This window comes from Parablautia muri, assembly GCF_009917485.1.
In the GTDB taxonomy this organism is placed as follows: domain Bacteria; phylum Bacillota; class Clostridia; order Lachnospirales; family Lachnospiraceae; genus Suilimivivens; species Suilimivivens muri.
On record NZ_QZDT01000006.1, the window covers coordinates 121,573 to 142,606 of the forward strand.

The window sequence follows — 21,034 nt, forward strand, 5'->3', positions numbered from 1 at the left end:
AAAATCCGAGGCTGCATAACCTAAAGAAATCATCAGAATATACAATCCCAAAATGGATTATTGGTATAAAAAACACTAGGTACAGAATTGTCCTTCTTATACCTAGTGCTTTTTGCTATCTCAATTACAATTTATGCCCGTGGTATCAATAGTTCACAATCTTGCCAAAGTCAGCCTTCAAAGAAGCGCCGCCAACCAAACCACCGTCAATGTCAGGCTGTGCAAATAATTCCGCCGCATTGCCGGCATTTACGGAACCACCGTACTGAATGCGAACCGCATCTGCCGTAGCCGCATCATAAATCTCCGCTACACAGTCACGGACTGCCTTACAAACTTCCTGCGCCTGCTCGGTGGTAGCTGTCTTGCCTGTTCCGATTGCCCAGATAGGCTCATAAGCGATAACCATAGATGCAACCTGATCTGCGCTGATGCCAACAAGGTCAGATTTGATCTGCATACGGATCCAGTCAAGGGTAATCCCCATCTCTCTCTGTTCTAAGGTCTCGCCGCAGCAAAGGATTGGCGTAAGGCCAGCTTCAAATGCTTTCTTTACTTTCTTGTTTAATAAAGCATCATCCTCTTTAAAGTAATCACGTCTCTCGGAATGCCCGATAATCACATACTTTGCGCCTGCATCCTTGATCATAGCTGCCGAAATCTCGCCTGTGTATGCGCCTTTTTCTTCAAAGTACATATTTTCAGCGCCAACCTCAACGTTGGTTCCCTTAACAGCTTCCACAACGGGTACAATATCAATTGCCGGAACGCAGTAAACCACATCTACATCATCAGATTTAACCAAATCCTTTAATTCACCACATAATTTTACTGCCTCACTGGGAGTCATATTCATCTTCCAGTTGCCGGCTACAATTTTTCTTCTTGCCATTTTCTTATTTCCTTCCTTTTCAAATTCATAATATATCCTGACACAAACAGGATAAATGCTATTACACCTAAAATCAGCATGTATTTTTTCAAAAAACCTACCACAAAGCAAGAGCCGATTCCCATTCCCAGGCAATAAGTAACAGGGACTTTGGTATTTACAGCGTAATCTGCATTCGCAAATGCCGAAACCCACATATAAACAGCGCCATCCCATTCATAATAGTATTCGACCGCCACACATTCATCATCAGAACATACAACATTTCCCATTGTCACCGCTACTATTCCGGCAACCGTCATTGTTTTTTCTCCTGATGCCTCTACTTTTAAAGCCGCCCATTTTACAATGGTCACATAAAACAAATACATAAGGCACAGAAGGCCTAAACCAATACCGGCAGACATCAAACACAGATATGCTTTAAAAGGTTTTAAAGTTTGCGGGATTTTATTTATCATCCGCTGCAGCTACGCCGGGAAGCTCCTTACCTTCTAAGAACTCAAGAGAAGCGCCGCCGCCTGTGGAAATGTGACTCATCTTGTCAGCAAAGCCTAACTGGTTAACTGCCGCTGCGGAATCGCCGCCACCAATGATCGTTGTTGCGTCTGTCTCTGCAAGGGATTTTGCAACTGCAATGGTGCCTTTCGCAAGAACAGGGTTCTCAAATACACCCATAGGTCCATTCCAGACAACGGTTTTAGCAGACTTAACGGCATCTGCATATAATTCCGCTGTCTTAGGTCCAATATCAAGTCCTTCCATATCAGCAGGAATCTTGTCAGCGTCAACAACGGACACTTCAATTTCAGCGTCAATCGGGTTCGGGAAAGAAGCTGCAATTGTGGTATCTACAGGAAGCAGCAATTTCTTTCCAAGCTTCTGCGCCTTATCCATCATTTCCTTACAGTAATCAAGCTTCTCATCATCTACCAGAGATTTTCCAATCTCATAGCCCTGTGCTTTTAAGAAGGTGAAAGCCATACCGCCGCCAATAATCAGGGTATCGCATTTTTCGAGCAGGTTGTTGATAACGTTAAGCTTATCCGCCACTTTAGCTCCGCCAAGGATTGCAACGAAAGGCCTTACAGGATTTTCCACTGCATTTCCAAGGAAATCAATTTCCTTCTGCATCAAATATCCAACTGCACACTCGCCGCCCTTTGCACGAATGCACTCTGTTACGCCTGCAACAGATGCATGTGCCCTATGGGAAGAACCAAAAGCATCGCAAACATAGACATCAGCTAAGTCAGCTAACTCTTTGCTGAATTCTTCGCCGTTCTTTGTCTCTTCTTTGCCACGGAAACGTGTATTCTGAAGCAGAACCACATCTCCTTCCTTCATAGCAGCAACCGCTGCCGTAGCAGCCTCGCCAGTTACATTATAATCTGCAACGAAATTAACGTCCTTGCCAAGTTTTTCGGAAAGCCTCTTAGCAACAGACGCCAATGATTCGCCTTCGTTAGGGCCGTTTTTCACTTTGCCAAGATGAGAGCAGAGAATTACTTTTCCGCCGTCTTTTAATAACTTGTTGATTGTAGGAAGGGCTGCAACGATACGTGTTTCGTCTGTAATCTCACCGTTTTTAAGAGGTACGTTGAAATCGCATCTTACAAGTACGCGCTTTCCTGCTACGTTGATATCATCAACTGATTTCTTATTTAATCCCATGATTCATTCCTCCACAATTCATTTTATAAATCAAACTCTGTCCCGTTTCCCAGAACAGCTTTCTATCAACAACAGCTGCCAGGATCCGCCAAACATCTTTCATATGAAACAGGCACTACCTTGCTTCGCCCGATGGCTTATTGTAATAAAGGTCCGGTCCATAAGACCGGACCCTTAAGGTCTTTGCCAAGCATCACTGCATGTGAGCTTTATATTATGCTAACTCAGAGAAGTATTTGATTGTTCTTACCATCTGGCTTGTGTAAGAATTCTCATTGTCATACCAGGAAACAACCTGTACCTGAGTATTTCCATCTTCCATAGGAGCTACCATTGTCTGTGTAGCATCAAAGATAGAACCGAATGTGCTTCCGATAACATCAGAAGAAACGATTTCGTCTGTGTTATAACCGAAGGACTCTGTGGATGCTGCTTTCATAGCATCGTTGATCTGCTCTTTGGTAACTGCGCCCTTAACAACTGCAACTAAGATGGTTGTAGAACCTGTAGGGGTAGGAACACGCTGAGCGGAACCAATCAGTTTGCCGTTCAATTCAGGGATAACAAGGCCGATTGCCTTAGCAGCACCTGTTGAGTTAGGAACGATATTCTGAGCGCCTGCACGGCTTCTTCTCTTGTCGCCTTTTCTCTGAGGGCCGTCAAGAATCATCTGATCGCCTGTGTAAGCATGAACGGTTGTCATGATACCACTCATGATAGGGCATAAATCATTTAATGCCTTAGCCATAGGAGCCAGGCAGTTTGTTGTACAGGATGCAGCGGAAATGACTGTATCTTCTGCCTTTAATGTTGTATGGTTTACATTGTAAACGATAGTAGGAAGATCATTTCCTGCAGGTGCGGAAATAACTACCTTACGTGCGCCAGCTTCGATATGTGCGCTTGCTTTTGCTTTGGATGTATAGAAACCTGTACATTCCAGAACAACGTCAACTTTTAATTCTCCCCAAGGAAGGTTCTTAGCATCAGCTTCTTTGTAGATTGTGATGGTCTTTCCATTCACTGTGATGGAATCCTCTCCGTAGGATACGCTGTCTGCGTATTTGTATTTACCCTGTGCGGTGTCATACTTTAATAAATGAGCAAGCATCTCAGGACTTGTCAAGTCGTTGATTGCTACTACTTCATAACCTTCTGCATCAAACATCTGTCTGAATGCAAGACGACCAATACGGCCAAAACCATTAATCGCTACTCTTACTGCCATTTTTAGTTCCCTCCTGAATTTGATTAATTATTCCTCTTTTATTTTGCAATCTGTTTCGATTGTCAAAATTTTATCAGCAGGATTATTTTACCTAATTTGTCCAAAAAGTTCAAGATGTAAATGAAAAATAATTGTCATTTCCTAATATTTTTAATATAATTTTTATAAATTTGAAGAACAATATCCACCCATATTCATTTTTTATATTTTTCATTTAAGGAGAATCATATTATGGCTATTAAAGCGGATTTACATTTGCACACCTCTTTTTCCGGTGATTCCACCGCCCCCATGGAAGAAACGATTTTAAAAGGCATTGCCCTTGGACTTAAGACCATGTGTATTACGGAGCACATGGATCCGGATTATGTATACGAAAATCCTGAAGAAGAAGGTATGTTTGAATTAAACACCGATTCCTATCTGTACGAACTGATTCGGTGCAAAGAAAAATATGCCGGGAAAATCAGGCTGCTTTTTGGTGTGGAATTAGGTGTCCAGCCCCATATCCGCCGGACATTGGCCTTATATGCCAAAAGCTACGATTTCGATTTCATCATAGCCTCCTCCCACCTGTGCAACCGAAGGGACCCTTATTTCCCGGATTTTTATAAAGGGCGCAGCCAGGAAGAAGCCTACAGAGAATACTTTACTTCTATTTTGGATAATTTGAAGGCTTTTGATAATTTTGATGTTTACGGCCATTTGGATTATGTGGTCCGTTATGGGAAAACCAAGGATGAAAACTATAGTTACGATAAATATAAAGATATCTTTGACAGGATTCTGGAAACCTTAATCGAAAAGGGGAAGGGGCTCGAAGTCAACACAGGAGCCATAGGCTACCAGCTGAAAGAGTTAAATCCCTGCACAAGCGTTTTAAAACGCTATAAAGAGCTTGGCGGCGAAATCATCACAATAGGCTCCGATGCCCATGCGCCTAAGGACATTGCCAGAGGCTTTGACCGCGCCGCCGAAATTCTTACCCAGTGCGGTTTTAAATATTACACTGTTTTTGAAAAAAGAATGCCGGAATTTCACCGTTTTTAATATATATCTGCTGTTATTTTAAATCGGACGGCTTTTGGGTCATGATAAATCTTGTATTTTAAAACCGGTTTTTCATCGATAACATACGTTTTCAAAAACAGTGTCCGTATTGTCATGCATTAGCTCATTCTGTATACTGTTTTGTGGAGCAAATGTGGTGGTTCCTTCTTGCAAAGCCTACATTCAAAAAGGCATATTTTGACATCTTAGAGCTTTTCTCCACGCCAGAGCTATTCTCTCTTAGTCTGTAAAATTGTTCCGCCTCCCATCACATATTCTCCATCATAAAAAACCACAGCCTGTCCCGGTGTAACAGCCCGGACAGGCTGTTCAAAGGACACATATATTTCATCCTCCTTCATTTGGCGGGCCGTGCACCACTGGCCCTGATGGGCATACCGCACCTTTGCCCACAGTCTGCGGGGTTTTTCCAAATTTTCCATTCCCATAAAGTTGATTTGATTACAGGTAAGTTCTGTGGCGAAAACATCCCTGTCACTAATTACCACTTCGTTGGTATCTGGACGTAGTTCAGATACGAAAACCGGATGCCCCATGGAAAGACCCAGGCCTTTGCGCTGCCCCACTGTGTAGTGGATCACGCCTTTATGAGTTCCCAGTATGGCCCCTTCCTTTGATACGAAATTTCCCGGCCCCGGTATTTTATCCGGTACAACATCTGTGATAAAACCTGCATAATCACCGTCCGGCACAAAGCAGATATCTTGGCTGTCAGGTTTCCCCGCCACCGGCAATCCCTTTTCTTTCGCAAGGTTCCGTATTTCATCCTTTGTATAGTCTCCCACCGGCATTAAAGTATGTGACAGCTGAAATTGGTTTAAATTATAAAGCGCATAGGTCTGGTCCTTTTTGGCCGTGATGGAATTGCGCACCGCATACCTTCTGTTTGTCAACCTTTCCACTCTGGCATAATGTCCCGTAGCAATGTAATCCGCCCCTATTTCCATACTCCGTTTAAGAAGGGATTCCCACTTCACATACCGGTTGCAGGCAATGCAGGGGTTCGGCGTCCTTCCCAAAAGATACTCGGAGATGAAATAATTTACCACTTTGTTCTGAAATTCTCTTTTAAAGTTCATGACATAATGGGGTATGTTAAGGGCATCTGCAACCCGCCTTGCATCCTCCACAGCAGACAGTCCGCAGCAGCCCCCGTTTTCCTCTGCATGAGATGCATCCTCATTCCAAATCTGCATGGTGACCCCAATCACTTCGTATCCTTGTTCTTTTAATAGATAAGCTGCCACGGCAGAGTCAACTCCGCCGGACATGCCCACCACTACTTTTTCTTTCATATTCATATCATCCTATTTATGGGAGTCAATATTCTTCTTCCTCAAGTTTTTCCTCATGTTCTTCCTCGCTGATATCCTGCTTCGGTTCTTTTAGTCCTTCTATTACAATATTATTTTTCTTAGCATAATCCCAAAGCGCCGCATGGATCGCCTCCTCCGCAAGCAAAGAACAGTGTACCTTCACAGGCGGCAGACCGTCAAGGGCCTCCATAACCGCCTTGTTGGTTACGGTAAGGGCCTCCTCGATGGTTTTACCCTTCACCAGTTCTGTTGCCATGCTGCTGGTGGCAACTGCCGCCCCGCACCCGAAGGTCTTGAATTTACAATCCTGAATGACATGATTTTCGTCAATGTCCAAATAAATTCTCATAATATCCCCACATTTGGCGTTTCCAACAGTGCCCACTCCACTGGGGTTCTCAAGCTCCCCCATATTGCGGGGATTTGTAAAATGGTCCATTACCTTTTCACTATACATATTCTTTCCTCTCTTTCATTTTCCTAAAACATGTTTCAGAATTGCCCTTAGCATAGGCAAATAACGCCTTCCAATGCGATCATTTTCCAGGGTATCTTCTAATTCTTTATAAAGTCTTCATACAAAGGAGACATCTGCCGCAATTTGCCCACTGCCTCTTTAACAGCCACAACCGTCTCATCTATTTCTTCCATAGTATTATCTTCGCTCAAAGTAAGCCGCAATGATCCATGTGCGATTTCATGTGGCAGTCCGATTGCCAGAAGCACATGGGAAGGCTCCAGGGAACCGGACGTACATGCCGAACCGCTGGACGCACAAATTCCTTTCATATCCAGCATAATCAGCAAAGATTCACCCTCAATAAACCGGAAACTGAAATTGACATTGTTTGGAAGTCTCTTTTCTCTGTCTCCATTTAGCTGGCAGTATGGAATCTCTTTTTCAATCTGCTCAATTAGATAATCCCGAAGCTTCTGCACCTTCGCTGCACGCTGCTCTAGCTGGGAAAAGGCAAGCTTTGCCGCTACGCCAAGACCTACGATTCCCGGTACATTTTCCGTTCCGGCCCGCCTGCTTCTCTCCTGGGCACCGCCATGGATAAAGGAACGAATCTTTACTCCTTTCCTTATATATAAAAACCCAATTCCCTTAGGGCCGTTCAGTTTGTGGCCGCTGGCGCTTAAAAGGTCAATATTAAGCTCCTTTACGTCAATCGCCAGATGTCCATAGGCCTGCACCGCATCTGTGTGGAACAAGATACCATTTTCTTTTGCAAGCTCCCCGATTTCTTTGATGGGCTGAATGGTACCGATTTCATTGTTGGCAAACATCACGGAAATTAAAATCGTGTCCTTGCGAATCGCTTTCTTTAAGTCCGCCAGATTGATAATTCCCTTTTCATCCACATCAACATAAGTTACATCATATCCTCTTTTTTCCAGATATTCACAGGTGTGAAGCACCCCATGATGTTCAATCTTTGAAGTGATGATGTGCCCGCCCTTTGCCTCGCTTAATTCCGCTGCCGCTACTAAGGCCCAATTGTCAGACTCGGTTCCGCCTGCGGTAAAATAGATTTCGGCCGGATCCCCATTCAAGCTTTTGGCTATGATTTCCCGGGACTGCATAATCGCTCTTTTGCTTTCTGTCCCCAACCGGTAAATGCTGCTGGCATTTCCATAATTTTCAGAAAAAAAAGGAATCATAGCGTTTACTACTTCCGGCGCCGTTTTTGTGGTAGCTGCATTATCCAAATATATAAACTTATTAAATTTATCCATTGATAACCCCTTTCACTATTCCTATCGTTTTACTAGGTTTTTCTTTCCCATGATAACATTCAATGCCTGTTCTGTCAATGAAGGCAGCGGCATATATTTTTATCAACAACTAGATTGGCCGGCCTGAAAAGCTGCGCCTTTGGATGGTAATATATGTTCATCTCCCGAAAAAGCAATCCTCTGATAACAGGAACTCTTATTCTAACAATCACCGGCTTTGCCAGCCGTTTTATCGGCTTCTTCTACCGAATCTTTTTATCCCGGTTATTTGGTCCTGAAGGTATGGGCATTTATCAGCTGATTTCTCCGGTTCTTGCGCTCTCCTTTTCCCTGACCGTAGCGGGAATGCAGACAGCAATCTCGAAATATGTGGCCGGGGAAACCATCTCTAAGGATTACCGGTCGTCTGTTTTGCATTTATCCGCAGGATTTATCCTTTCCATGCTTCTTTCTTTTATGTGCACGGTTGGGATTTATTGTTATGCAGACGAAATCGCCCTTTATTTTTTAATGGAAAGCCGTACCGCGCCTTTGTTGCGGATTATCGCCTTATCTATCCCCATGGCCACTGTCCATTCCTGTATCAACGGCTATTTTTATGGCATAAGACAGACTGCCGTGCCCGCTCTATGCCAGCTTTCCGAGCAGGTAGTACGCGTAGGCAGCGTTTACGCTATCTATTATTTCTGCCTGAAACACAACCTGACGCCCACCATCAGCTTTGCCGTGGTAGGACTTGTAATCGGCGAAAGCGCTTCTATGCTGGTTTCCCTCATTGCTGTGCGGGCTCATTTTGCCAATGTGGTTCCTAAAAACTACGGACCTCTTTTTTCCCTTGACCTTCCCGCCTTCTTAACGGCATCTAAGGGACTTCTCATGCTTGCCATACCTCTGTCCTTAAACCGGGTCATCATCAACTTTTTACAAAGTGTAGAAGCCATTTTTATCCCCAACCGGCTAATCCATTACGGTTATGATAACGCCACCGCCTTAAGCATTTACGGTGTCCTTACCGGAATGGCTATGCCTCTGATCTTTTTTCCCGGGGCAATCACCAATTCTATCTGCGTATTACTATTGCCCATTGTCTCTGAAGCTGAGGCTTCCAACAATAGAAATACCATCAAAAAAGCCGTAAACAAATGTATACGTTATGGATTTCTTTTAGGTATTTTATGTACCTCCGTTTTCCTGTGCACAGGAAAATTCCTTGGAAATCTGCTCTATCAAAACACCCTTGCGGGAAGTTTTATCATTATCCTGAGCTTTCTGTGCCCTCTTATGTATATTGCCAGCACACTGAACAGCATTCTAAACGGCCTTGGCAAAACAGGCCTTACCTTTGTCTACAGTATGCTCAGTCTGCTGGTAAGGCTTGCTTTTGTCTTTTGGGGAATTCCCATTTTGGGCATTCACGGGTACCTTTGGGGGATTTTGGCCAGCCAGGCGGTCCAGACACTTTTGTGTATGTTTGCTGTGCGTAAATATCGTTAAGGCATCATATATGTGCCATTTATCTTTTACTAATTCCCCAAGGAACTGTTAGAGGATTAGCCTTTACAGTTCCTAAGTATAAATTTCATAAGCCGTATATTCATGGTCAAAATGATATCCCAGTTTTTCTGCCAGGGCTACCGACCACTTATTCTGTGCATCCCAGCTGGGGTACCAGTTCCGGGATAGGCATTCTAAAATCAACTTTGCTCCACAAATATAAGCAAGGCCTTTTCTCCGGTAATCTTCTCTGGTATCGATCTCAATTTCTATACCGCCCAAAAAACCGGAATAAGAGGCGGCGCCTGAAACAGGCTCTCCACCCTTTAATACCACGGCCCCCAATCCATACTTTTGATACATAGCATAATTTTCATAGTTTGATACCCAGTCCCTGCACCACTGTATTTTTCCGCAGCGGTGAAATAATTCCTCATCTATCATTTTCAGCTCATAACCCTCAGGCAGTCCATCCACCACCTTCTGCAGTTTATCTCTGTCAAAAATACCCGGCTCTTTCTTTATGGCGTACCGGGTTACTTTCTTTGCCTTTTCTCCGTAGTTTTCTTCTATCAAATCCGCCCAGGCTTTATTTTGCGGAACGATAATTCCCTCCATCCTGTTTTCTTCGCCCGTCACATGGCCCTTTGCACCGTCAACTGTGTTCGCCCACTGTCCGTACATTTTCGGTCCCTCTAAAATCAGCTCCTGACTGGGCTTTCCTGCCGGAAAACCAAAATCGCCCAGCAAAATCATAGCAGATACGGGATTTTCCTTTGCATCTCCATAAAGCTTTCCCATCACGTTTTGTAAACACGACCATATCACGCTTTCCTGCCAGCCTTCAAATAAAGGCGCCGCTGTTTGTGTTTGGTCTATTTCAAAAATCATCCTGCCCCTCCCCTCTTTCCCACATGCAAACTGTACATGCAGGAAACACATTCCCTATTTCAATTTACATCATCCTACTATATAAAGCCATTTCATTTATCTTAGTAAACGTGCAAAGATGTGTCAAGTTATTTGGCCGAAGGCTCCAGATTAAACTTATAAACTGTTATGCAAAGCAACACCATTTGGTGTTCGTTAAAAATATAAAGAAATACAGCATTTTTTCTATTTCATTCTCATAATCCAATGACAGTACATAACGAATCTTTTTCATGCTCAACTTATAGCTGCTTTTCACCAGCGACAGAATTGACAGAACTATCTTCTTCATAATCTGGCGTTTTTTTGCTCCTGTCTTTGCCATGCTTGTATTTTTGTCGTCCCGGAATGTGAAATCCAGCTGCCAGTGCAGCTTGTTCTCCACTCCCCAGTGCCTTCTGGCTGCCCTTTCAAATTCTTCTGCATTTTCTTCTATGCTGCATATGTAACAGCGTAACTCATCTTCCTGCGTCCCGTCACGTATCTTCTGCTTTTTACGTACCATTCCGAAACTCTTCAGCCCTTTCCACTTCTTCTTTTCGCTGAACCAGTCCGTGTCTTCTGTGATATAGTATTCCCTGACAGCAACTCCTCCGTGCTCCGCTTCCACAGTCTTTTTGTAACACCCTGGCTTCCCTTTCAGGGTTTCCCTGCAGTCCCCGTCAAAATAAGCCCGCACTTCTTCATGTAAAAGACCCTGGTTCCCCTTCAGGACAAGGACATAATCCCCCTTCCCTTCTATAATTACCTCCGCAGTCCCTTTCTGACAGTTCATGGCATCAGCGGTCACTATGGTTCCTTTCAGGTCCATAACTCCCAGCAGTTCCTAGGCTGCAGGTATCTCGTTGGTTTTTTCCTTTATAAATTTCTGGGCAAGGCACATGCCATAGTCGTCTGAATAAACGTTCAGGGGCTGCAGGGCCCTCACCTTTCCTTCCACCGTTTCTTTCCTGCCCGAGCCACAGCTTACTTTCCCGTCTATGGAAACCACGCTTTTTTCATATATATTATCCTGCTTCCCGGCCAGCTCGATAATTCCGTCAATGGTGCCCAGCAGAATTCCTGTGGTGACCTGGAAGAAATGGTCTGTGCAGATATTACTGAACACGACACGGTAAGTGTCGTCAGTAGGTACCCCGTTGGGAAGGTCCAGGTACTTTCTAAGCCACTTTCCTTCACCTTTGCAAATGCTTCGATCTCTGCGCCCATTCATCTGCATTCCCCAGCACCGCAAAGAAGACAATCATGATGATATCCCCCAGCCGATGCCGGACATAAGATGGATGGCGGTAATCCCGCACTTCATCTGCATGCTTTTTGATTTCCCTGATCAGACTGTCGTTTTGCATGACCGTTTCCGGAGATATTCCATTTTCTTGGAATGTGTTATGGAGTTCTTCCAGTCTCGTTGATTTCTTTACCATAAGCCCTCCTGATATAAGTATTATAAAACAAATATACCAATATGAGACAAAAAAGGGAACAGAAAGTTTTGATTTTATGTTCCGTAACATTTTTGTAACTTTAAAAGTTTATCCTGCCGAAGGCTCACGGAAATCACTTTTCAAGGACGCTGTGTGCCGGCAAAGTAAAACACCAGCTCAGACGGGGAAATATTACTTGAACTGACCTGATAAAAACGCCACCCGTTTATGTGTGTGTGCTCAGCAAGGTTCTGTACAAGCTTAGGAGCTTAGCTTCTATTGCGTATTGCGTTTTAATAGAGAGAAAACGTGTCGGTGATCGGTAAAATTACCATTTGAGCACGGCTTTATTCAATCTTGCATACAGCAGGCTTAAAAATTGATTTCTTTGGGTACAAAGCGTTATAGAAAACAGAAAATATGAATTCGGAGATATCAAAATGCTCCTCAAGGAGCTGAAAAAGGAAGATGTATCGTCAAAGAAAGAATCCTGACAGTCAGAAAAGGGGGCCTTTAAAGAGAGCTGATGGTATGTATTTTACAGACATAACTTCTCTTTTCCGTTTGTGTGAAAATGATTGTTTGGCAGCTTTATTTTACCAGGAACAGAGAGAACGTTTCTATAAAAAAGATAATAAAAATCAGTAAAATCAAACGGTTTGGCGGTTTAAGAAGTTTTCATAAACCAAGTTGCGGCAAATCTGCTACGAATTTGCCGCAACTATTAAACGAATAACAGACGGACAAAATTGAACGAACTATCATTCTACCTGATAACCGCGAGGAACAGGATATTCCCTACTAATAGCATGTTTTTTCAATCATTTTCAGGAAGGCCTCACATCCTTCCACAATATCCTCATAGGTTATATCAAAATTTCCGGTATACCATGGGTCTGCGATGTCTCTTGAGCTGCCTGCAAATTCAAGCAACTTGTATATTTTCCGGTCAGGATCGCCGCCTGTGATTTTCTGCATATTTTGAATGTTCCAATCATCCATCCCAATGAGATAATCGTACGCTTTGTAATCCTGCTTTTTCATGCGGATTGCGATTTTTCCGGCTGTACTGATGCCATAGGAAGCCAGCTTATTTCTGGTTCCATAATGAACCGGGTTGCCGATTTCCTCGGTGCTGGTGGCTGCAGAGGCAATGTGAAAATTGTCTGTAAGTCCTTTCTTATTTACCATATCCTTTAGTACAAACTCGGCCATGGGAGAGCGGCAAATATTGCCGTGGCAAACGAATAATATTTTTATCATGTTGCTAAAACCTCCGTAAATGCTTGATTTTGCTGTATTTTCAAGGATTTCAGTTATGTTTACGTTTTGCTTGTGGCAGATACATTTTTACTTATTTCGGTATAATTGGGTATAACTCGGCATAGATTGTCAATCGTTTGGTCTATAAATTGGTCTAAATTCAACATTTGTAGACCACGCTATCCTTCGCATACCTTTTCCATCTCTTCACCCAGATCTTCAAACTGCAAATGAGTATATGTATTGAGCGTTACACCGATATCTGAATGTCCCATAATGTACTGCAATTTTTTAGGATTAACACCCGACTTTGCCATATTACTACAAAACGTATGCCTTGCTACATGAGGGGTAATCACTGGAAGCTCTTTCTTGTAAATCTTATTATACTTCTCACGGATATGTTGAAAGTATTTCTCCCAATGTAAAGCAACCATAGGCATATTGTTTTTGTCCAGATACAGAAATTCGCACTTGCCATCAATCATAGGTTCAATCTTTGGTTTCTTGCGGTTCTCCAAAATACGTTTAAAACATTCCCTCACTTCATCAGACATAGGCACATATCTCACGCCTTTTTCTGTCTTAGGCGTTTCTATGACATATTCCATATCCCTTTTCCTCTGTAATTGATGATCGACTCTGATTTTATTATCCACAAAATCAATATCATCTTTTGTCAATCCACAAAATTCAGAGATACGAAGTCCAGTTTTGAATAAGATAAAGATGCCCTCATAATATTTGGAAAAGTGCTTATCAACTTTGACAAAGTTCAAAAATGCCCTTTCCTGTTCTCTGGTGATTGCTTCTCTCGTAACTGAATCATTCACCACTACTGTAGCAAGTTGAAACTCAAACGGATTCTTGCGGATCAAATCATCCTCTACTGCCATTTGAAAAGCTGGTCTGACTACTCCCCTTATGGTATGAATAGAACTATAACCTCTGCCATCTTCAGACTGTAGCTTGATTAGCCATTCCTTAGCATCTGATATTCTGACAGTATCAATTCGTTTCTTGCCGAAATCCTCTTTCTTTATGACGTTGATTACAAAGTTATAACCTGCCTTAGTATTATGCTTTACACCACGCTTCTGAGAAATATACTTTTCTACTAATTCAAGTACCGTAGTATTCCCACCATTCGGCATAATGTAATCATCTAAAGCCTTTTGAATCTGTTTTTCTTTTTCTCTCAGGGAAATATCTTTACGCCTACCTTTGGGTATTACGTCTGATTCAGTCAGTTTCCAACTATATACTGATTTTCTTTCACCTGACTTATCAATATATCTGTACTTATATCTCCCATCTTTTTCCTGACTCTCTCCTGCCCATAGTTTTCGACCTTTACTATCTCGTCTAATAACATCTGACAATGTTCACTCGCTCCTTTCATATAACAAGAGCCATCTGTATGATACTTCCCATAATACCACACATCCGGCTCAAAATCCATCATCCGTTTTTCTATTTCCATCCATCTAAGTATTAAATAGCGTCCATATGTTCATTAACATATTGTTCAAACATGACACGCTTAATTTGCGCCCTTGTTCCATTCCATAAAATGAACTTCTCATCCTTGTGTTCATCTACGAATTTTGCCAACTTCTTATATCCAATTCCGAAATACTCTGCTGATTCTGTAAGACTAAGCGTATATTTCTGCCACCAAGGAAGCTGTAATCTATTTTCTGTACTTATAACCGGTTCCTCCGTTTTGTCTTAAAATTCTACAATATAAAGAAGATGCTATATCATTTCAGCACCATAATATTCACTTTTCAAAATTCATCATACAATAAATATATAGGTAGGACACGATTAAGTAACCATGTCCTTACCTCGACTAATCAACAAGTTACTTTACAAATATTTACTTCTCCATAATTTCTATCTTGCGATAGTGTTTTAACACTTCTTCCAGTTTATATGAGGGGCTACTGTTTACATCAAACACTCGCTTGACATATACCACACTTCCCAACACACAAAATACTGAAAATAGATTTTCACCATCTTTGATTATTTCTTCTTTATTCAGTTCCATTACTTCACTACTTCCAAATTGTTATCTTTCTTTGGTCTTCCACGTTTAGCTTTTGGCTTCTCTTCAACATTTTCAGTCGGTGTATTCTGGTGAAATTCTTCTACAATCGCTTTTGCTACTTCTTTACTTCCCAATTCTTTCATTACAGGAAGAACATCAACCAGTTTATTGACAACATCCATATCAATATCACCTTTATCAGCAAAGGAATTTACTGCATTTGTAAGGGCAATCAGAAGTTCATTCAGATAATCAGGCTTTACGACAAACTCTCTTACCAACTGTAAAAGATCTGAAATTTCTTCCTTATAATCAGAAAAATGTGCTTTTCTAAACTCGATAGCTTCATCACAAGCCTTTGAAAGTTCATTAAACGCATCTTCTCCCATTGCTTTTGTTATAGTGTCAATAACTGTTTCTCTATTGCCTTTCATAAATGCGTCAATCATATCAAGACTAAAATCTTCGTCATTCTCAAATAAGACAATATCCGTAAAATATTTCACAAGACAGTAATTGAAAATTGCTTCCTTTAAGATATACGCATATCCAATAGTGCCTGATACAATCATTCCTGCTACTTCCATGACAAAATTTGCTTTCTGGCTCAAAGATAGTTCACTTTCATAGTTAAATTCTACTGTTTCACCATTAAAATTCTTGTATGTACCTTTATTCATTATTTCTGTTCCTCCATAGCTTTCTTAATTAGTTTTGACATCTCTGTATCTATATTCTTCTTTTTTTCTTTCATATCTACAGGCGTTATATCTGCTTTTGGTCTTTGTTCGTATCTTTCCTGGCTCTTAGCGTCTTCTTCTGCCTTGATTTCTGCAATCCTATCATTAGCATAGAATACAAAAGTCTTTTTCTTATGCTGATCTACTAAAGTCCTTTTCAACATATTCCCATATCCTTCAGATACAGCACGTTTTACTACTCGCAAATTTCTTGTAACAATCGTATCTGGTTTAGATTCTGCATTAACCACCAACTTTTCAAAATCTTCCCATGAATCATCAACCGTTCTGTCACATTTCATATTGTGATTGACAATAAATTCACTGACTATATCCATTACCTTCCTAGTTGCAAGAAAACAATATGACGGATACGGATTTGATTTTACACTTCTTAGATTTTTTAATTGATTACCTTCTACCAACTCCTTAAATAAACTTACTGATTCAAAATAAATCTTCTTCACTTCTTTATTCTGTTTTTCCACTTTGATTTTTCCTCCATTTTTTATTATTGTCTGTTTACTTTTGATAAATTTTGACTACCCATCCCTAATGTTCCTAATCAATAAAAATCCCATTGTTTACACCTCAAATTTAATTTTCTGAATTTTAAAAAATAGCAAATATTTTTTTATCAGAAAAATCTATGCTTGAAATTTTCAAACACACATTTTCCTAATAAACACGATAAGTACAAAACAAGTTACTTCAAGCACCACCAATCAATAGCTTATCTTGTACTTATCTGATACGATCCACAACGCATCTGTCTACTATCTATATGCTAAATGCAATTAGCATCTACACATCAGAAATTCCTACCACACTCTAATGTGAATATATTTATTTTCAAACGAATTTGTTTCTCCAAAAAACAATCGTTCATTCATTCCGTGTCAAATTATGCAAAAGCATAGAATGAATTTGCAGAATATAAATTAACATTCTGATAAAATCATTATGTGCAAGCTAGTCTTTAAACTTTGCCTTATTCATCTATTAACAAATGATAAATATAGATGAACGTGTACGGACTGTATATCAAAGCAACATACAATTACGCCTGTATACTGCTCAACCTTGTCAGTTCACTGAGGGTATTTCCAGCTATATATTTTAAGTCTATTACGCCTTTTATCTATTCTGTTTTTGGAAGTCAGCAATAGACAGTAATACAACTTCTGCACATCCAATAGCCATATTTTTATCGTATATACGACTTAGGAACTCCCCTGCGTTCAGCTATTCAAATATCCAACAGCTTACCTATAGACTGATACCATAATTTATCCATTGATCAAAATCTAGGCATTATCTATTACAAAATCAACGGCAGGCATTTAGGCTCTCACCATGTACCAAACAATACGTTTTTTCTGGGCTTTCCCCACACATTACGTCTACCGTTTCCAGTTCCGCTTTGGTGTATTGTTTTTAGTATCTTCCCCGCATATTCGGTTTTTATAATTTATTTCAATTAAAGGTTTCCGCTTATTTATAGTGGCTGCGCTCCCGTCCGTTAATCATATGGCATTATTATATGATCTTAGAGGGGTGGGTCTCACTAAATCGCCACTCTGTTTCGTTTTAAGATACATTACGAAACAAGTAATAACACTTGTTTACCAAAACCTGAAGATGTCTTATTATTAAATATCTGTCTTTCAGCTTCTCCAATCTGTAAAAAGCCATCCTTCACTTGCATTGTTCCATTTAATGCACTCTGGAAAAATGCGTCCATAGCTCTTTTACTATCAGATTTTCCTTTGAAGAAGTTGAATATATCAATCCCTTTTGTTACTGTCTTATATGTCAGGAATCCTTTTATTAGAGAACCCATGAAGTCATTGCCTGAAATATCTTTGATAATGCTCGCTAAACCTTTTATTCCATCTGTAATGATACCTATTGTTCCACTTATTAAATCATCCTGCTTGACAATATTCGCTAATACTTCCAGAAGATCAGTACCAGCACTGATTAAATCTTTAATCCAATCGGATGAAATCACTTCTGTTGCAAGCATCTGAAACTGATTGTCAAATTCATTTTTCAATCCCTGTATGCTCTGACGATAAATCTCATTTTCCCTTTCGGCTGCGCCAACACTGTCAATAGATTGTTCTACCGCTTTATCTACATCAGCCATTTGCTGAATAATCGCATTGAAAACATTAACTTGTCTTTTCCCCGAAGCTAATTCTGCAAAATACTGTTTCTGCTCACTTGTAAGTTCTGGGAATACTTTCGCATAGTCTGACATAATGGCATAAGTGCTTCTCAATTCTCCATTTGTATCTTCAATAGCCACACCTATTGAACCAAATGCTTCCTCTAATTCTGCACTGAATCCATCTATTTCTTCTCCATCCTCATCAACGGCTCTTAACCTTTGTGAGATGGTGATAAGTCCAGTAGATACCTTCTCCATATTCCGAAGTTGGGCAAAACCACCTGTAAGCAAACCGATTGTTTCATCTATGCTGTTTCCAGCCTGTGACATTGTTCCTGAAACACGTTCCAAACCATCAGCCAAATTATCAAATCCCACTGGTGACTGGTTCGATACACTGTTCATTTTGTCAACAATGCTCATAATATCTGCATCCGAAATATTGAATCCTTTTAGCACACTGATAAGCGTACCTGCTGCATCGCTTGTCTGGTTAATTCCATCTGCAACATTCGTCATTACCAACGCTGCATTGCCCATTTCCAAACTCTGCTCAAGATCATATCCGGCACGTTTAAATTCTGTAGCGGCTTCTATCATGTCTTTTCCAGTACGTCCAATTTTATCAGCCACTTCAAACGCTTTATCCGCAAATTCTTCTAATTGCTCTGTTGACAAATCAGCAACCTTGTTAAATTCTGTTAAAGTTGCATCCAATTCACAAACCGCTTTAGTCATTGATTTAATGGCTTGAATCGTTTTCTGAATAATCATATATGCCAACTGATATTTAAGCATTGTAGCAATGGAACTTTTCACTTGTGATTTTAAATTGCCGAAAAATCCTTGTGAAGCTGAATTTGTTGCTTGTGTCTGCACTTGAATCTGCTTGAATTGCTGTTGTAGCTTAGTTAAATCCGTCTTATTATTACAATTCTGCAAATCTATAATGATTTTCTTCAACTCTGCATCATACTGTGCGGCGGCATCTCTATTACCATTCATCCATGTAATAATTCTATTTGTTAATATGCCTGCACCTTGCATTGCCTGTTGGTCAGCATTAAGATTCTTCTGTTCCTGTGAAGTAATCTGATACTGCTTCTGTAAATTCTGTAAAGAAGATACCATTTCATTATATTTTGCAATCTTCTCATTTGGATCAGCAATACTATTGATTGCCTGTAAATCCGCTTTTAACTGTTCAATCTGTATGCTTACATTTTCCGGCATTTTGATAGAGTTAAAACGTGCTTCTAATAATGCAATATCATTAGGCATACTCTGTAATGCGTTCTTCATCGTTTCCAAAGAACTTGCATGAGTACCTTTAGAAATTTCAGCATTAAAAGTCTGATACTCTGTTCTCGCCAAGCGTAAATAACTCTCTAACTGTTTAATATCTTCTAATGTGGAAGCATTGACAGATAAATCTTTGAAAGCGTTTTGATTATCAGAATTAAGAGATAGACCAGCTTTTTCAGCTTGCGTATTTAATAACTTCATTTGTGCAATCAGTTCTTCTTTCTTGCGGATCACCTGATTGTCACTTTCAATTTGTCTCTGATTGGCTTTTACTGTAGCCTCGATATTTTGTGATAATGTTTTCTGACCTTCAGCCCATTTTACAATATGATGTTCAACACCATTTGAATCATACCACTTACCTACATTTTGTAATTTTAATGTGGCATTTGTAACCTCATTCAATTCATTTCTGTATGTAAGCAACGCTCTTGTAGCTTGTCCGTTGTCATCAACATTAATCTTGAATTTCACTAATTTACCTTGATTATTAGTGATTTCTGCAACAATTTTATTGATTTCCTGCTTTACAGCGTTTGCATCCGACAAATCAAATTTAAACGGAATCTTCACACCCGTTGCATTGATCCCAGAAGATAACTGCCTGTTAATAGCATCTGTCTGTTGCTTAATTGTAGTAGCGTCAATCTGCACCCCTACCTTCAAATTCTTTGCAATAATATTTAATTGCGACTGAATTTGTTTCTGTGACTGCTCTAAATTTAAACCGCCTGTCACTTGTACAGATTTGCCGTCAGATAATGCTTTGGCAATCTGTTTTAATTGTTTATCCATCTGCGCCTGTGTAGCAGATATGTCTAAACCTAATGTAAATAGATTATTAGATGTATCCATATTTAAGTAGTTCTCCTTTTAATAGTCGAAATAAATTTTAATATTGAAGTAGTTTTCCTGTTCAAAGCGTTCAACGGCTCTTTCCAGAAAATGACCACCTTCACGGTAGCCAAAATAGGGAATGTCTTTATGCCATCCGCTTTTAACCTGATACCCTTCATTCATTAAAAGAAGTGCGTTTACTTCACTATCTCCCCATAGGGATTTGTGCATGGCTGCATCTGTTTGTTTTATTTTTATTGTAAGTTGCATACCAGAAGTATCTATGTCAACAACATCTTCCGCATATATGGAATCCCTCATTGCATAAGTCCTTTGATACACTACGGATGAATATGACATATACCAATCGTCAATCTCTTCCTGTAAGATTTTCAGGAATCTTTTGGCTTCATATTTCATCTGTTGCTCAAAAGTCCGTCCATTCGGCAACCGCAACTTTCTAATATCAATCTTAATCAAACCATGCGTCACACTCCTTTCTCTGTATTTGTCAATTTTGTCTGATTTTTATTGATGATATTTGGTAATATTGCACATTGCTCTCATAGTTGTTTTTATGGTATTGTTATAAGGGTTTTTATACCATAAAATTAGAAAAACAATAAATACAAAGTATAACATCATCGAGATTTACCACTCAAAAAATCTTCAACTCTTTTTATCTGGATATTTGTTAGTGTATAATGTCCAGACAGCCATTGCGATAATTGAGTTGGATAAATACCAATCAAAGATGCAAGATACTTTTTCTTTATACCATTTTCGGCTAGATGTTCTTTTACCTTTGCTTGTAAATCCATCTCAAATACCTCCTTTTCTTAATGGTAAGTGGGGAAAATTGATTTTTCTAAAGATTTTACTTTATCT

22 protein-coding genes are annotated in these 21,034 nt (G+C 40.3%); 2 read left to right on the forward strand and 20 right to left on the reverse strand.

From position 1 onward, the window contains the following. Positions 1–145: 145 nt before the first annotated feature. The 4 genes from tpiA to gap all read right to left on the reverse strand — a co-directional run bounded on the left by tpiA (position 146) and on the right by gap (position 3,794). Entirely contained in the window at positions 146–892 is a 747-nt protein-coding gene (gene tpiA / locus D5281_RS06115; protein WP_160559257.1) for a triose-phosphate isomerase, read from the reverse strand. Beyond that, positions 871–1,353, reverse strand: coding sequence for a hypothetical protein (locus D5281_RS06120; RefSeq protein ID WP_160559259.1), 483 nt, complete (start codon positions 1,351–1,353; stop codon positions 871–873). The genes tpiA and D5281_RS06120 overlap by 22 nt, the downstream gene beginning before the upstream one ends. Beyond that, on the reverse strand, positions 1,343–2,566 hold the full coding sequence (locus D5281_RS06125; RefSeq protein WP_160559261.1) for a phosphoglycerate kinase: 1,224 nt from the start codon (positions 2,564–2,566) through the stop codon (positions 1,343–1,345). The genes D5281_RS06120 and D5281_RS06125 overlap by 11 nt, the downstream gene beginning before the upstream one ends. A gap of 214 nt (positions 2,567–2,780) precedes the next feature. Further along, on the reverse strand, positions 2,781–3,794 hold the full coding sequence (gene gap, locus D5281_RS06130) for a type I glyceraldehyde-3-phosphate dehydrogenase (protein ID WP_120471211.1): 1,014 nt from the start codon (positions 3,792–3,794) through the stop codon (positions 2,781–2,783). 231 nt (positions 3,795–4,025) lie between these two features. On the opposite strand from gap, the gene D5281_RS06135 reads away from it, so the two are divergent. After that, entirely contained in the window at positions 4,026–4,844 is an 819-nt protein-coding gene (locus tag D5281_RS06135) for a histidinol-phosphatase HisJ family protein (RefSeq protein WP_160559262.1), read from the forward strand. 230 nt (positions 4,845–5,074) lie between these two features. Here D5281_RS06135 and mnmA read toward each other — a convergent pair whose 3' ends face one another. The 3 genes from mnmA to nifS form a co-directional block, all read right to left on the reverse strand. After that, complete coding sequence (gene mnmA, locus D5281_RS06140; protein ID WP_160559264.1) at positions 5,075–6,160, reverse strand: tRNA 2-thiouridine(34) synthase MnmA; 1,086 nt, start codon at positions 6,158–6,160, stop codon at positions 5,075–5,077. Between the two features lie 25 nt (positions 6,161–6,185). Further along, positions 6,186–6,638: a Fe-S cluster assembly scaffold protein NifU gene (gene nifU / locus D5281_RS06145; protein WP_160559266.1), complete on the reverse strand. Its 453-nt coding sequence runs from the start codon at positions 6,636–6,638 to the stop codon at positions 6,186–6,188. Between the two features lie 98 nt (positions 6,639–6,736). After that, positions 6,737–7,921, reverse strand: a complete 1,185-nt coding sequence (nifS, locus tag D5281_RS06150; protein WP_160559268.1) for a cysteine desulfurase NifS — start codon at positions 7,919–7,921, stop codon at positions 6,737–6,739. A 153-nt stretch (positions 7,922–8,074) separates the two neighbouring features. Between nifS and D5281_RS06155 the strand changes: the two genes are divergently transcribed. After that, positions 8,075–9,415: a putative polysaccharide biosynthesis protein gene (locus D5281_RS06155; RefSeq protein WP_160559269.1), complete on the forward strand. Its 1,341-nt coding sequence runs from the start codon at positions 8,075–8,077 to the stop codon at positions 9,413–9,415. 72 nt (positions 9,416–9,487) lie between these two features. On the opposite strand, the gene D5281_RS06160 is transcribed toward D5281_RS06155, so the two are convergent. The 13 genes from D5281_RS06160 to D5281_RS06220 form a co-directional block, all read right to left on the reverse strand. Next, the gene (locus D5281_RS06160; RefSeq protein ID WP_160559270.1) at positions 9,488–10,306 is read right to left on the reverse strand and encodes a GNAT family N-acetyltransferase; all 819 of its coding nucleotides are present in this window, start codon (positions 10,304–10,306) and stop codon (positions 9,488–9,490) included. A 166-nt stretch (positions 10,307–10,472) separates the two neighbouring features. Beyond that, on the reverse strand, positions 10,473–11,168 hold the full coding sequence (locus D5281_RS06165; RefSeq protein WP_330584866.1) for an ISAs1 family transposase: 696 nt from the start codon (positions 11,166–11,168) through the stop codon (positions 10,473–10,475). 3 nt (positions 11,169–11,171) lie between these two features. Then, positions 11,172–11,558, reverse strand: a complete 387-nt coding sequence (locus tag D5281_RS06170; RefSeq protein WP_160559272.1) for a transposase family protein — start codon at positions 11,556–11,558, stop codon at positions 11,172–11,174. Next, a complete protein-coding gene (locus tag D5281_RS06175) occupies positions 11,521–11,769 on the reverse strand; it encodes a transposase family protein (protein ID WP_160559274.1) in 249 nt (82 codons plus the stop codon). Before D5281_RS06175 ends, D5281_RS06170 begins: the two co-directional genes overlap by 38 nt. Before the next feature lie 801 nt (positions 11,770–12,570). Beyond that, on the reverse strand, positions 12,571–13,032 hold the full coding sequence (locus D5281_RS06180; RefSeq protein WP_160559275.1) for a low molecular weight protein-tyrosine-phosphatase: 462 nt from the start codon (positions 13,030–13,032) through the stop codon (positions 12,571–12,573). Positions 13,033–13,211: 179 nt separating this feature from the next. Further along, positions 13,212–14,414, reverse strand: coding sequence for a tyrosine-type recombinase/integrase (locus D5281_RS06185; RefSeq protein WP_160559277.1), 1,203 nt, complete (start codon positions 14,412–14,414; stop codon positions 13,212–13,214). 112 nt (positions 14,415–14,526) lie between these two features. Next, positions 14,527–14,742 (reverse strand): excisionase, encoded by a 216-nt coding sequence (locus D5281_RS26890; protein WP_162226742.1) that lies wholly within the window; start codon positions 14,740–14,742, stop codon positions 14,527–14,529. 172 nt (positions 14,743–14,914) lie between these two features. Further along, positions 14,915–15,088 (reverse strand): hypothetical protein, encoded by a 174-nt coding sequence (locus tag D5281_RS06195; protein WP_160559279.1) that lies wholly within the window; start codon positions 15,086–15,088, stop codon positions 14,915–14,917. Continuing rightward, complete coding sequence (locus D5281_RS06200) at positions 15,088–15,768, reverse strand: hypothetical protein (RefSeq protein ID WP_160559281.1); 681 nt, start codon at positions 15,766–15,768, stop codon at positions 15,088–15,090. Before D5281_RS06200 ends, D5281_RS06195 begins: the two co-directional genes overlap by 1 nt. Beyond that, positions 15,768–16,316, reverse strand: a complete 549-nt coding sequence (locus D5281_RS06205; protein WP_160559283.1) for a hypothetical protein — start codon at positions 16,314–16,316, stop codon at positions 15,768–15,770. The genes D5281_RS06200 and D5281_RS06205 overlap by 1 nt, the downstream gene beginning before the upstream one ends. Before the next feature lie 1,112 nt (positions 16,317–17,428). Beyond that, positions 17,429–20,164, reverse strand: coding sequence for a phage tail tape measure protein (locus D5281_RS06210; RefSeq protein WP_160559285.1), 2,736 nt, complete (start codon positions 20,162–20,164; stop codon positions 17,429–17,431). An 18-nt stretch (positions 20,165–20,182) separates the two neighbouring features. After that, positions 20,183–20,626, reverse strand: a complete 444-nt coding sequence (locus D5281_RS06215) for a hypothetical protein (protein ID WP_160559286.1) — start codon at positions 20,624–20,626, stop codon at positions 20,183–20,185. Between the two features lie 161 nt (positions 20,627–20,787). Next, entirely contained in the window at positions 20,788–20,967 is a 180-nt protein-coding gene (locus tag D5281_RS06220) for a helix-turn-helix domain-containing protein (RefSeq protein ID WP_160559287.1), read from the reverse strand. Positions 20,968–21,034: the final 67 nt, after the last annotated feature.

Excerpts from the sequence above, each read along its gene's own strand:
- D5281_RS06125 (WP_160559261.1), bottom strand. The coding sequence starts at position 2,566 with ATGGGATTAAATAAGAAATCAGTTGATGATATCAACGTAGCAGGAAAG.
- D5281_RS06120 (WP_160559259.1), bottom strand. The coding sequence starts at position 1,353 with ATGATAAATAAAATCCCGCAAACTTTAAAACCTTTTAAAGCATATCTG.
- D5281_RS06155 (WP_160559269.1), top strand. The coding sequence starts at position 8,075 with ATGTTCATCTCCCGAAAAAGCAATCCTCTGATAACAGGAACTCTTATT.
- D5281_RS06160 (WP_160559270.1), bottom strand. The coding sequence starts at position 10,306 with ATGATTTTTGAAATAGACCAAACACAAACAGCGGCGCCTTTATTTGAA.
- nifS (WP_160559268.1), bottom strand. The coding sequence starts at position 7,921 with ATGGATAAATTTAATAAGTTTATATATTTGGATAATGCAGCTACCACA.
- D5281_RS06170 (WP_160559272.1), bottom strand. The coding sequence starts at position 11,558 with ATGAATGGGCGCAGAGATCGAAGCATTTGCAAAGGTGAAGGAAAGTGG.
- D5281_RS06180 (WP_160559275.1), bottom strand. The coding sequence starts at position 13,032 with ATGATAAAAATATTATTCGTTTGCCACGGCAATATTTGCCGCTCTCCC.
- D5281_RS06195 (WP_160559279.1), bottom strand. The coding sequence starts at position 15,088 with ATGGAACTGAATAAAGAAGAAATAATCAAAGATGGTGAAAATCTATTT.
- D5281_RS06135 (WP_160559262.1), top strand. The coding sequence starts at position 4,026 with ATGGCTATTAAAGCGGATTTACATTTGCACACCTCTTTTTCCGGTGAT.
- D5281_RS06210 (WP_160559285.1), bottom strand. The coding sequence starts at position 20,164 with ATGGATACATCTAATAATCTATTTACATTAGGTTTAGACATATCTGCT.
- tpiA (WP_160559257.1), bottom strand. The coding sequence starts at position 892 with ATGGCAAGAAGAAAAATTGTAGCCGGCAACTGGAAGATGAATATGACT.
- D5281_RS06220 (WP_160559287.1), bottom strand. The coding sequence starts at position 20,967 with ATGGATTTACAAGCAAAGGTAAAAGAACATCTAGCCGAAAATGGTATA.
- mnmA (WP_160559264.1), bottom strand. The coding sequence starts at position 6,160 with ATGAAAGAAAAAGTAGTGGTGGGCATGTCCGGCGGAGTTGACTCTGCC.
- nifU (WP_160559266.1), bottom strand. The coding sequence starts at position 6,638 with ATGTATAGTGAAAAGGTAATGGACCATTTTACAAATCCCCGCAATATG.
- gap (WP_120471211.1), bottom strand. The coding sequence starts at position 3,794 with ATGGCAGTAAGAGTAGCGATTAATGGTTTTGGCCGTATTGGTCGTCTT.
- D5281_RS06175 (WP_160559274.1), bottom strand. The coding sequence starts at position 11,769 with ATGGTAAAGAAATCAACGAGACTGGAAGAACTCCATAACACATTCCAA.
- D5281_RS06200 (WP_160559281.1), bottom strand. The coding sequence starts at position 15,768 with ATGAATAAAGGTACATACAAGAATTTTAATGGTGAAACAGTAGAATTT.